This window comes from Mesorhizobium sp. M1365 (assembly GCF_040317865.1).
Taxonomy (GTDB): Bacteria; Pseudomonadota; Alphaproteobacteria; order Rhizobiales; family Rhizobiaceae; genus Mesorhizobium.
Map to the genome: position 1 here is coordinate 156472 of NZ_JAMYLG010000003.1, position 12939 is coordinate 169410.

The 12939-nt window shown below is 63.5% G+C and carries 8 protein-coding genes; all 8 read right to left on the reverse strand.

Annotation, left to right across the window (positions count from 1 at the left end):
- Positions 1-2 precede the first annotated feature (2 nt).
- Positions 3-3365, reverse strand: a complete 3363-nt coding sequence (locus NKH04_RS04970) for a transglutaminase family protein (protein ID WP_352918206.1) — start codon at positions 3363-3365, stop codon at positions 3-5.
- 443 nt (positions 3366-3808) lie between these two features.
- Positions 3809-5014 carry an acyl-CoA dehydrogenase gene (locus NKH04_RS04975; protein ID WP_352918208.1) on the reverse strand — a complete coding sequence of 402 codons (1206 nt, stop codon included), beginning with the start codon at positions 5012-5014 and terminating at the stop codon, positions 3809-3811.
- 238 nt (positions 5015-5252) lie between these two features.
- The gene (locus NKH04_RS04980) at positions 5253-7565 is read right to left on the reverse strand and encodes a Tex family protein (RefSeq protein ID WP_352777051.1); all 2313 of its coding nucleotides are present in this window, start codon (positions 7563-7565) and stop codon (positions 5253-5255) included.
- Positions 7566-7684: 119 nt separating this feature from the next.
- The gene (locus NKH04_RS04985; protein WP_352918210.1) at positions 7685-8866 is read right to left on the reverse strand and encodes a serine hydrolase domain-containing protein; all 1182 of its coding nucleotides are present in this window, start codon (positions 8864-8866) and stop codon (positions 7685-7687) included.
- A 150-nt stretch (positions 8867-9016) separates the two neighbouring features.
- A complete protein-coding gene (locus NKH04_RS04990; RefSeq protein ID WP_352539328.1) occupies positions 9017-10051 on the reverse strand; it encodes an ABC transporter substrate-binding protein in 1035 nt (344 codons plus the stop codon).
- 23 nt (positions 10052-10074) lie between these two features.
- Positions 10075-10875 (reverse strand): ABC transporter permease, encoded by an 801-nt coding sequence (locus tag NKH04_RS04995; protein ID WP_352918212.1) that lies wholly within the window; start codon positions 10873-10875, stop codon positions 10075-10077.
- Entirely contained in the window at positions 10868-11788 is a 921-nt protein-coding gene (locus tag NKH04_RS05000) for an ABC transporter permease (RefSeq protein WP_352918214.1), read from the reverse strand. Before NKH04_RS05000 ends, NKH04_RS04995 begins: the two co-directional genes overlap by 8 nt.
- Positions 11788-12882 (reverse strand): ABC transporter ATP-binding protein, encoded by a 1095-nt coding sequence (locus NKH04_RS05005; RefSeq protein WP_352918216.1) that lies wholly within the window; start codon positions 12880-12882, stop codon positions 11788-11790. The genes NKH04_RS05000 and NKH04_RS05005 overlap by 1 nt, the downstream gene beginning before the upstream one ends.
- Between the last annotated feature and the right edge of the window lie 57 nt (positions 12883-12939).

A 12939-nucleotide genomic window follows, 5' to 3' on the forward strand; every position in this document is an offset into this window, starting at 1 on the left:
GATCAGAGTCTTTGCGGCCGCCGAAGGTCAAGGGTCATCGGGAAATCTTCAGAGGCTTCTTCGTTGCGCAGCACGTAGCTGGACGGCGTATGGCCACGCGGCTCGAAGCGAGCGAGTCGCCGCGCCTCCGCTTCGTTGCCATTGACCGGGAAGGTGTCATAGCTGCGCCCGCCGGGATGCGCGACATGGTAGACGCAGCCGCCGACCGCGCGGCCCGACCAGCGATCATAGATGTCGAAGACCAGTGGAGTGTTGACCGGCAGCGCCGGATGCAGGCCCGACGCCGGCTGCCAGGCCTTGAAGCGCACGCCGGCCACCGCGATCTCGCGGTTGTCGGTCACCTTCATCGGCACGACGCGGCTGTTGCAGACGACGGCGTGACGCTCCGGGTTGAGCCCCTCGGTCTTCACCTGCAGCCTTTCGACGGAGGAATCGACAAAGCGTACGGTGCCGCCGATCGCGCCTTGCTCGCCCATCACGTGCCACGGCTCGAGCGCCTGCCTGAGCTCCAGCTTGACGCCGGCTTGGCTAACCTCGCCGCAGAACGGGAAGCGGAATTCGAGCTGGGCGTCGAACCATTCCGGACGGAATGCAAAGCCGTTCCGCTTGAGGTCGTCCAGCACATCGAGAAAGTCAGCCCAGACATAATGCGGCAGCATGAAACGGTCGTGCAGCGAAGTGCCCCAGCGCACGAAGCGGCCGTCGAGCGGGTTCTTCCAGGCCCGGGCGATGATGGCGCGCACCAGCAATTGCTGCGCCAGGCTCATGCGCGCGTTGGGCGGCATCTCGAAGCCGCGGAATTCGACCAGCCCAAGCCGGCCGGTCGGCCCGTCCGGCGAAAACAGCTTGTCGATGCAGATTTCCGAGCGATGGGTATTGCCGGTCACGTCGGTCAGAAGATTGCGGAACAGCCGGTCGACCAGCCACGGCAGGGGTGCCGCGCCCTTGTCCGGATGCGGCACCTGCGCCATCGCGATTTCGAGTTCGTAAAGCGAATCGTGGCGCGCCTCGTCGAAGCGCGGCGCCTGGCTGGTCGGGCCAATGAACAGGCCGGAGAACAGATAGGACAGCGACGGATGCCGCTGCCATTGCAGCACCAGGCTCTTCAACAGGTCGGGGCGGCGCAGGAACGGACTGTCATTGGGCGTTGCGCCGCCGACGACGACGTGGTTGCCGCCGCCGGTGCCGGTGTGGCGGCCGTCGATCATGAACTTGTCGGCGCCAAGCCGCGTCTGCCGCGCCTCTTCGTAGATCGCCGTGGTCGTCGCCACGCAATCCTGCCAATTCGCAGCGGGGTGGATATTGACCTCGATGACGCCGGGATCGGGTGCGACACGGATGACATTGAGGCGCGGATCGTGCGGCGGGCCGTAGCCTTCTATATGCACCGGCAGGCCGATCGCCCTTGCCGCGTTCTCAGCCGCCGCCACCAGTTCGAGATAATCCTCCAGCGCCTCGACCGGCGGCATGAACACACAAAGCCGTCCGTCGCGCGGCTCGACCGAAAGCGCCGTGCGCACGGCGCCGCCGATCTCGGTGATCTCCTGTTCGACGCGGTCCTGCTGGCCGGTAACGGCCGTAAAGGATACCGCCTGCTGGCGTCGTGCCATCTCGTCGGCGCCCTCCAGTTCGGCCGGAGAAGCAGAACCGGGCAAGATCGCCTCGCGCGCCGGCAATGGTCCGCGCGGCAGCGATGGATCGACCGGGACTATGTAGGGGAACTGCGCCGGCGGCACATAGGGCAGCGTGCCGAGCGGCAGGCGGTAGCCGACCGGCGAATCGCCGGGCACCAGGAACAGCCTGCCGCGCCGCGTCTTCCACTTCTCCGAGCGCCAGCGCGGTCCGGACGCCTGGCTGTTCCAGCGCTGGACAGGCAGCACATAGCCCGACGGCTTGGTCAGCCCGCGTTCGAACACCCGCGCCATGCGGCTGCGCTCCTCGGGGTCCTCCAGCTTCGAATTGGAAGGATCGACGTTGTCCGGCAGCTTGCCTTCCTTGAGCAGCCATTCGGCGGGATCCTCATAGGCTTCGCTGACCATCGTCTTGTCGATGCCGAGTTCGTCGGCGATCGCCGTCAGCAGGCCTTCGGCCTGCTTCGGTCCGACATCCGCCTCGCTCTTTTCATGCGCGATCAGCGACGGGTCGCTCCACACCGGCTCGCCGTCGGTGCGCCAGTAGAGCGAGAAGGTCCAGCGTGGCAGGCTTTCGCCGGGGTACCACTTGCCTTGCCCGTAATGCAGGAAGCCGCCCGGCGCGAAGCGTTCGCGCAGCCGGCGGATCAGGGCATCGGCCTTTTCCCGCTTGGTCGGCCCGACGGCGGCGGTGTTCCACTCTGCAGCCTCGAAATCGTCGATCGAGACGAAGGTCGGCTCGCCGCCCATGGTCAGCCGCACATCGCCGGCCTGGAGCGCAGCATCGACCTGGACCCCCAGCGCGTCCAGCGCCTGCCAGCTCTCGTCGGAGAACGGCTTGGTAATGCGCGGACGCTCGGCGATGCGGTCTACCCGCATGTCGAAGCCGAATTCGACATTGGCGAAGCTCGCCATGCCGGAGATCGGCGCGGCATTGCGGAAATGGGGCGTTGCCGCGAGCGGCACATGGCTTTCGCCGGTGAGCAGGCCGGAGGTCGGGTCGAAGCCGATCCAGCCGGCGCCCGGCAGATACACCTCGCACCAGGCATGGAGGTCGGTGAAATCGGTCGCCGTGCCGGGCGGCCCGTCGAGCGCAACGAGGTCGGGTTTGAGCTGGATCAGGTAGCCGGAGACGAAACGCGCGGCGATGCCGAGGTTCCTCAGTATCTGCACCAGGAGCCAGCTCGAATCGCGGCACGACCCCTTGCCGGCGGCCAGCGTTTCCTCGGGCGAGAAGACGCCGGTTTCCATGCGCACGATATACGCGATCTCGCGCTGTAGCCGCGCATTGAGGTCGACGACAAAATTGACGGTGTTGGTCGGGTGGCGCGGGATGGTTTTCAGGAATGCCTCCAACAGCGGCCCCGCCGGTTCCGGCGTTCGATAGATGGTCAGATCGTCCCGGATCTCTTCGGGGTATTCGAATGGAAACGTCTCGGCCGACGGTTCGACGAAGAAATCGAACGGATTGTAGACCGTCATGTCGGCAACGAGATCGACCTCGATCTTCAGTTCCGTCACCGGCTCGGGAAAGACGAAGCGGGCCAGGAAATTGCCGTAGGGGTCCTGCTGCAGATTGACGAAGTGATTTGCCGGCCCGACCTTCAGCGAATGGCTGAGCACCTTGGTGCGGGAATGCGGCGCAGGCTGCAACCTTATGACTTGCGGGCCTAAGACGACCGGCCGGTCGTATTTGTAATGGGTCAGGTGATAGACGGCTGCCAGAATTGCCATGGTGCCCCTGAAGTCGGCGTTTCAAAAGGAGTTCGCTGAACCCTGACACGAATGCTGACCATTCTCCAAGCAGAGATGTTGCGCTGCACCTAAATCAAGCAGCTTTCATAGCTCACGAAACGGAGCGCCGACCCCGGGATTCCGCAGTGTGGCGGCAAGACGTTGCAACGCTGCAGAGCCGAAGTCCGGCGGGTCAGCACCGGGCGCTTCCCGCCGATATCGATGATCGGCAGCACACGCGATGCTTCGTCGAAAAGAGCGGAAAAGAAAAACCCGCCTCGGCGGGCGGGTCGTTGGAGCCAATTAGCACCATACCCAAATTAGTAGCATAGCTGCCGGCACAAAGCAAGAACAAAATGTGGCATGGTCGACGAAAGTTGCCGATCTCCCGCTTTGCGAGGGGAGATACCAGGCACGGGCATCCTGGAAGCGGAGCCTGAACCCTAAAAGAATGCCTGCAACCCGGTCTGCGCCCGTCCGAGGATCAGCGCATGCACGTCATGCGTGCCCTCGTAGGTGTTGACGGTTTCCAGGTTCTGGGCGTGGCGCATGACGTGGTAGCCGATCTGGATGCCGTTGCCGCCATGCATGTCGCGGGCCTGGCGGGCGATGTCGAGCGCCTTGCCGCAATTGTTGCGCTTGACGAGCGAGATCATCTCCGGCGCCATCTTGCCTTCGTCCATCAGCCGCCCGACGCGCAGGCTGCCCTGCAGGCCGAGCGCGATCTCGGTCTGCATGTCGGCGAGCTTCTTCTGGAAAAGCTGCGTACCGGCCAGCGGCTTGCCGAACTGCTTGCGGTCGAGGCCATACTGGCGGGCGCGGTGCCAACAATCCTCAGCCGCGCCCATGGCGCCCCAGGAAATTCCGTAGCGTGCCCGGTTGAGGCAGCCAAACGGCCCTTTGAGACCCGAGACATTGGGCAGCAGCGCGTCGTCGCCTACCTCGACGCCTTCCATCACCACTTCGCCGGTGATCGAGGCTCGCAGCGACAGCTTGCCACCGATCTTCGGCGCCGACAGCCCGTTCATGCCCTTTTCCAGGACGAAGCCGCGAATCTGGTTGTCATGCGCGCCCCCACTTTCGTCGGACAACTTTGCCCAGACGACGAACACGTCGGCGATCGGCGCGTTGGAAATCCACATCTTCGAGCCGGAGATCCTGTAGCCGCTCGCAGTCTTCTCGGCCCGCGTCTTCATGCCGCCCGGGTCGGAACCGGCATCAGGTTCGGTCAAGCCAAAGCAGCCGATCCATTCGCCCGACGCCAGCTTCGGCAGGTATTTCTTGCGCTGTTCTTCCGAGCCATAGGCATGGATCGGATACATTACCAGCGACGACTGCACGCTCATCATCGAGCGATAACCCGAGTCGATCCGCTCCACTTCCCGCGCGACCAGCCCGTAGGTGACGTAGTTGGCGCCGAGCCCGCCATATTCCTCGGGGATGGTGATGCCGAGCAGACCGGCCTCGCCCATTTCGCGGAAGATCCCGGCGTCGGTCTTCTCCTCGAGATAGGCTTCCTCGATCTTAGGAGCGAGCTTGTCGGCGGCAAACGCCGCGGCGCCATCGCGCACCATGCGCTCGTCCTCCGAAAGCTGGTCCTCGATCAGGAAAGGATCATCCCAGACGAATGCGTTCTTGTCGGCGGCCATGGCTCTCGGTCTCCCAAACTCATGCATGTCGCCCAAAGCTTGCCCGCGGGCCTGACCCGAGGGTGTTCGGCAGCTTGGGGATAACGACATGCATCGAAACAGAAATCTTGAAACGCGCGGCTTATCGGCTCCCGTCCTGAAAAAATCAAACGAAATAGCTTCGCCGATCCATGAGCATTGGTGATGGATCATCAATGTCGAGCGCCGCCGTCTGACCTGCCACAGCCGGCTCGCGAAATTATTTCCGCTTCAACGCATCGGCCAAAGCGGCGCCGAACGCGCCCTGCTGCACCGGCCGCTCCGGCTGGCGTTGGGGCGCGGGCGCGCGCGGCACCGGCCTGCCGCCATTGTCGCGCGGCTTCGGTGCGCCACCGTCACCATCCTTGCGCATCGACAGGCCGATGCGCTTGCGCTTGATATCGACGTCGACGACACGCACCTTGACCACGTCGCCGGCCTTGACCACCTCATGCGCGTCCTTGATGAACCGATCGGCCAGTTGCGAGACGTGCACCAATCCGTCCTGGTGCACGCCGATATCGACGAAGGCGCCGAAAGCCGCGACATTGGTGACGGTGCCTTCAAGCTGCATGCCGGGCTTCAGATCCTTGATGTCGTCGATGCCGTCGGCAAAGGTCGCGGTCTTGAAGCCGGGGCGCGGATCGCGGCCGGGCTTTTCCAGCTCCGCCAGGATGTCGCGCACCGTCGGCAGGCCGAAGCGCTCATCGACGAAGACGCGCGGATCGAGCGCCTTGAGTGCGGCGCTGTCGCCCATCAGCGAGCGGACGTCGCGCCCGCAGGCCGCGACGATCTTCTTGGCAACGCCATAGGCTTCCGGATGCACGGCCGAGGCATCGAGGGGTTCGCTGCCGTTTGGAATGCGCAGGAAGCCGGCGCATTGCTCGAACGCGCGGGGTCCAAGGCGGGAGACCTTCAACAGTTCGCGGCGGCTGGCGAACGGGCCGGAGGCATCGCGATGCGCAACGATCGCCTCGGCCAGCGATGCGCCGAGACCCGAAACCCGCGCCAGAAGCGGCGCTGAGGCCGTGTTGAGATCGACGCCGACGGCGTTTACCGCATCCTCGACCACGGCTTCCAGCGAGCGGCCGAGGCGGTACTGATCGACGTCGTGCTGGTACTGGCCGACGCCGATCGACTTGGGCTCGATCTTGACCAGTTCGGCGAGCGGATCCTGCAGGCGCCGCGCGATGGACACTGCCCCGCGCAGCGACACGTCGAGGCCGGGAAATTCCGCCGCCGCCGTTGCCGAGGCGGAATAGACCGAGGCGCCGGCCTCGCTGACGATCACCTTGAGCGGCTTCGGCCCGGACCCGGCAGGCATGTCAGCCAGCATGTCGGCCACCAGCCTTTCGGTCTCGCGGCTGCCGGTGCCGTTGCCGATCGAGATCAGCTCGACCTTGTGCAGCCGGATGAGCTTGGCCAGTTCGGCCTGCGTGCCGCGCACGTCGTTCTTCGGCGGGAACGGATAGACCGTTGTCGTCGCCAGCAGCTTGCCGGTGCCGTCCACCACCGCCACCTTGACGCCGGTGCGAATGCCCGGATCGAGCCCCATCGTCGGCCGTGAGCCGGCAGGGGCGGCAAGCAGCAAATCCTTGAGATTGCGGGCGAAGACATGGATGGCTCCTTCTTCGGCCCGCTCGCGCAGATCGCGCATCAGATCGAGCGTCAGGTGCAGCGACAGCTTTGTGCGCCAGGTCCAGCCGGCGACCTCCATCAGCCAGCGGTCTCCCGGCAACTGGCGGCCGATGGCGTAGGCGTCGGCGATCATCCGCTCAACCGGTTTCACCGGAGAGGCGTCATCGGCATCGACTTCGATGTCGAGTGACAGAACCTCCTCGTTGCGGCCGCGCAACATGGCCAGCGCGCGATGGCTCGGCACGTTGGCCCAGCGCTCGACATGGTCGAAATAGTCGGAAAATTTCGCGCCGGCCTCCTGCTTGCCGTCGACGACGCGCGAGCGCAGAAAGGCGCGTTCCTTCATGTAGGTCCGCAATCTGCCGACCAGATCGGCATTCTCGGCGAACTGTTCGGACAGGATATCGCGCGCACCCTCGAGCGCCGCCTTGGCGTCGGCCACGTCCTCGCTGATGTAGGCCAGCGCCAGCTCGGCGGGTACAGCCGTACGGTCGGCGAGAATAGCTTCCGCCAGAGGCCCGAGCCCGCGCTCGCGTGCGATCTCGGCCTTGGTCCGGCGCTTCGGCTTGTAAGGCAGGTAGATGTCTTCGAGTTCGGCCTTGGTAGCGGCTGCAGCGATCTTTGCTTCGAGCTCCTCGGTCAGCTTGCCCTGCTCGCGGATCGAACCAAGGATGGTGTCGCGGCGCGCGTCGAGTTCGCGCAGATAGGCCAGCCGCTCGGCGAGGTCGCGCAGCTGCGTGTCGTCGAGGCCGCCGGTGACCTCCTTGCGGTAGCGCGCCACGAACGGCACGGTCGCGCCGTCGTCGAGCAAGCCGATCGCCGCCGCAGCCTGTTCGGGCCGCGCGGCGATCTCGGCGGCTATGATGGTTGCGATGCGCTTGATGTCGGCTGCCATGTCGTACCTGTCGCTAGTCGAAACGAGCAGCGACCATAGGCGCAGAGCACTGCCGCGCCAACCGCGCCATTTTCAACCCGGCGAGAGGTCCACAGGAAAGGTCGGGCTGTCTGGATGGATCAGACCATCCGGCTCAGCGCCTCGAAGAAGGAAATCATATCCAGATCGAGCGGATCGTCGACCGGTACCGGCTGCGACGACATCTTTGCGATTACCATTTCGGCCTTCGGATTGACGTAAAGCCACTGGCCGTGGATGCCGATGCCGCAGAAGGCGCCGCTTGCCGCGCCCGTCTGGTACCATTTGTTGCGATAGCGGCCACGCGGAAACAGGAACGCCATCGTGCCGCGCCGCCAGGCCTCGGCGTCGCCGCCAGTTTCGGTCGTGTCGCGCATCCAGGCTTCCGGCACGACGCGGCGGCCATTGGCCACGCCGCCTTGCCGCATCATCTCGCCGACGCGTGCAAGGTCGCGCGGCGTCACCGAAATGCCGCCAGCGGTGCGCGCCGTGCCTTCCATGTCGACTGTCACCGAGGCGTCGCCGACGGCGCCGAGCGGCTCCCATAATTTTTCGCGCATCAGATCGTCGAAACGCCGGCCAGACGCACGTTCGAGCAGGATGCCGAGCAGGTCGGAATTGGGCGAACGGTAGCGGAACGTCCGGCCATGCGGCTCGGCCAGACCCTGCAGCGTCATGAGGAAAGTGGCCAGGCTCTCGATGCCCCCGCCTGGATTCCACAGCATGGCGCGGCGGTAGCGGGCGAAGGCGCTTTCCGGATCGAGATAGGCCTCTTCGAAATCGAGGCTGACACTCATGTCGAGCACGTGCCGCACACGCGCATCGCCATAGGCCGAGCCGGCGGCTTCGGGCAGATAGCGGCTTACCGGAGCCTGCGGATCGAAAATCCCCTCGCCTTCCAATATGCCGGCAACAATGGCGGTCAGCGACTTGCTGATCGAAAAGACGATGTGGCGCGCCCCAAACTCCATATGCGGCGCGAACCAGTCGCCGACGAATTTGCCGCGTTTCATGATCGTCAGCGCGTCGGTATCGGAGCGCGCGAGAAACGCCGCGACAGTCTCCGCGCCGCCTGCAAGAGCGACTTTTTCGCCAAGTAGCCCGCCGAAATCCTGGGCCGACGCTTCGCTGCTGCCCGGCTGTGCCGCCACGGCAGCGCTCGGCACCAGCTCGCCGACATTCTGGAACGACCACCGGCTGAACGGGCTTTCCCGCCAATTGCCGAGCAGCACCTCCTTGCGGGCAAAGCCATATCTGGTCTCGAACGCGGTCTTGCCGGCCATAGCCGCTTCCTTCCGGGTCTTTGGCGTTCTAGGCGAGCGCCGCGGCGATGGCGTGCACGGCTTTCAGTGTCGCCACCGATAGGCGACGTTAAAAAAATGCGGACAAAACGGACCCGGCCGGCGCCTGCCGCCGGGTCCATCACGATGCGGTCACTTCTGCAGTTCGGTCCAGATCTTGCTGTAGATTGCCTGCACGTCCTCGGAACACAATTTTTGCAGCTCGCCATGCGCCTTGACGTCTTCCGGGATGATGACTTCCGGCGCATCCTTCATATCGGCCGGCATGTACTTGTCGGAACCGGCAATGCCGTTGGCGTAGCGGTGGAAGGCGGATAGGCCGGCGGCATTTTCCGGATCCATGATGAAGTTCTGGAACAGCTTGGCGTTCTCGACATTCTTGGCTTCCTTCAGGACCATGACATTGTCGCTCCAGAGGCCAAAACCTTCCTTGGGATAGAAATAGTGGATCTTGGGGTTCGCCAGCCGCTGGCGCAGGGCTGAGCCGTTCCAGTCGCTGGTCGCCTTGAAATCGCCGGCGCCCATTTTCTCGATGGTATTGTATTCCATTGCGATCCAGTTCGGCTTGGCAGCAACCAGCGTGTCACGCACCTTCTTCAGCGTTTCCTTGTCGCTGGCGCATTGCGCGGCGCCGACATATTTGGTCGCCGCGAACATGACGTCGTTCATTTCCGGCACGACGTTGACCTTGCCCTTCAGTTCGTCGGGCGTGTTGAAGATGATGCCCCAACTGTCCGACGGCCCCTTGTAGACATCGGTGTTCACCACGATGCCCACCGTGCCCCAGGCCCATGGCACGGAATATTTGCGGCCCGGATCGAAATCGGGATTGGCCCATTCCGGCGCCACGTTCTTGAAGTTCTCCATCTTGCCGGGATCGGTCTCCTGAACGAGGCCTTCCTTGATCCAGATCGGCACGAAGGTTTGCGAAGGCACCGCGATGTCGAAGCCGGTGCCGCCCTGGCGAACCTTGGCCAGCGCCGTATCGTTCGAATCGTAATCGGTGATGGTCACCTTGATGTTGTATTTCTGCTCGAACTTCTTGATCACGTCGGGGCTGGTGTAGTTGCCCCAATTGTAGATGTTCAAAACGCCGTCCGCGAAAGCGCCGCTTGTCGAGGCGAGCAGCGCCAACCCGACGGCGGTCGCTGATGTCTTCCAGTTCATGTTTTAGCTCCCATTTTCGATTTTCAGTCCCGTTTCCTGCTGATGAAGAAAAACAACGTCACGATGGCGACCGACAAGAGCAGGAACACGGTCGATATCGCGTTGATCTCCGGCGTTACCCCTCGACGTATCTGGCCAAGCATGTAGGTCGGCAGCGTGTCCTGGCCGCCCGATTTCACGAACTCGGTGATGACGACATCGTCGAGCGAGATTACGAAGGCCAGCATCAATCCGGCCAGGATGCCGGGCCAAAGCAGCGGCAGGGTGATGCGGCGGAACGTCTTCCACGGCGTCGCATAGAGATCGGCGGCGGCCCGTTCCAGCGTCAGGTCCATGTTCTCCAGCCGCGCCCGGATCGGCAGGTAGGCGAACGGAATGCAAAAGGCCGTATGCGCCGCGATTAGGTAGCCGAGTCCGGAATAGCCGGTGAATATCTTGATGCGCGAGAAAAAGATCAGCAGCGCCACGCCGGTGACGATCTCCGGCACCATCAAAGGTTGGTTGATGGCGGCATATTTGAAGGTCAGGCCGGGATAGGGCGGCGTGCGCGTGGTGGCGAGCGCCGCCATGGTGGCGAAGATCGTGGCCAGGATCGCCGCGATGGCGCCGATCTGGAAGGAGCGCACGGTGGCGTCGATGACTTGCGTGTTCTGCCACGCCGACTGGAACCATTTGAGCGAGAAGCCGCCCCATTCCGACGTCGAGGTCGCGGCGTTGAAGGCATAGACGACCAGCACGACGATGGGCAGATAGAGGACGACGAAGCAGGTCGCGGCGATCGCGGTGAATCCCGGCTGATGCTTGATTGCGAAGCTGCTAGCCATGACGCATCTCCGACCGGCCGGTGTTACGCACATAGGCGAGCAGCGCCACCATGACGATGACCATGACGGCGATCGACAGCGCCGAGCCGAGCGGCCAGTTGCGGCCTTGCCCGAACTGCAGCTCGATCAGGTTGGAAAGCATCATGGTCTTACCGCCGCCCAATAGGACCGGTGTGACATAGGCGCCGAGCGCCGGAATGAACACCAGGATGGAGCCGGCGATGACGCCCGGCTTGACCAGCGGGAAAATGATACGCCTGAGCACCTGGAAGCGTGTCGCATAAAGATCGTAGCCGGCTTCGACCAGCCGGAAATCGAGTTTTTCCATGCTGGCGTAGATCGGCAGCACCATCAGCGGCAGATAGACATAGGCCATGCCGATCAGGATCGCCGAATCGGTGAACAATATCTGGATCGGCCCCGAAATGATGCCGAGCTTGAGCAGCACCGTGTTAATCAACCCCTCGTTGCGGATGATCTGCAGCACGGCGAAGGTGCGGATCAGCAAGTTGGTCCAGAACGGTATGGTGATCAGGAACAGCCAGAGATCGCGCGTCTTCTCGCTGCGCGTCGCCATGAAATAGGCAGTAGGAAAACCAAGCGCCAAAGTAGCGATCGTGGTCACGATGGCAAGCTTGATCGAGCGCCAGAAGATAGTGACATGGGCGGCAGCAATGGAAAGCGTGTCGTCGAAGATGTCGCGTTCCATGAACACCGATGTCCAGGCCTCGGGCGAGAATTGCCACTTCACGTCGCCATAAGGGCCGGGCGTCAAAAACGAATAAACCAGCACGATCAGCAAGGGACCGGTTGCTGCAAGGAAGATGATCAGCAGGGCCGGCGCCGACAGCAGCCAGCGGTCGCGGATGTCGCGCCGTTCGGCCGCCTTGGCGACTTCTTCCGCGCTCGCCATCAATCCCTCAGCACTTGCGCGGCGTCGTTGCCGATCGAGACGCCGACCTTGTCGCCCCGCTCGAAACCGCAGCCTGCGCTGCGCGTGTTCTGCTGGCGCACGGTGAAGGCTTCGCCGCTGTCCAGTTGGACATGAATATGCGTGTCGGTGCCGAAATAGACGATGTTTTCGACGGTTCCGGAAAGATCGCCCTTGCCGCCGGTCAGCTTGGCGTGTTCCGGCCTGACCACCAGCGTCGCATTCTCCTTCGGCTGGAAGCCCTCAGCCACCGTCGCGTCGATCGTCGCGCCGGATTTTAGTGTCGCGCGCGCCTTGCCGTTGCCGATGCCGGTGATGGCCGCGGTCAGGAAATTGGTTTCGCCGATGAAGTCGGCGACGAAGCGCTCGGCCGGCTTGTCATAGATGTCCCAGGGCGTGCCGACCTGCAGGATCTTGCCGGCCGACATCACGGCGATGCGGTCGGACATGGTCAGCGCTTCTTCCTGGTCATGGGTGACGAAGATGAAGGTGATGCCGGTCTGGTGCTGCAGCCGTTTCAGTTCGATCTGCATTTCCTTGCGCAGCTTGTAGTCGAGTGCCGACAGCGGCTCGTCGAGCAACAGCACTTTCGGCTGCGGCGCCAGCGCGCGGGCCAGTGCGACGCGCTGCTGCTGGCCGCCGGAGATCTGGCTGGTGCGGCGGCCGCTCAGCGCCTCCATCTTGACCAGCTTCAGCATCTCGGCGACGCGTGCCTTGATTTCGGCTTTCGGCTTGCCCAGCATCTCCAGGCCGAAGCCGATATTCTCGGCCACTGTCATGTGCGGGAACAGCGCATAGGACTGGAAGACGGTGTTGACCGGCCGCTTGAACGGCGGCAGCGGCGCGATGTCGTGGCCGTGCAGCAGGATTTCGCCTTCACTGGGAAAATCGAAGCCGGCGATCAGCCTAAGCAGCGTCGTCTTTCCGCAGCCCGACGGCCCCAGCAGCGTGAAGAACTCGTTCTCGCGGATCGACACCGAAACCGTGTCGAGAGCGGCGACTTGTGCGTCCCCGGTACCGAACACCTTGCGGACGCCGCAGACCTCGATTGCACTCTTACCCGGTTGATCCGGCACGCATTACCCCATTTTCATGTCCGCTCTTGATGGCGGATCCAGTTCCCATTCGATTGT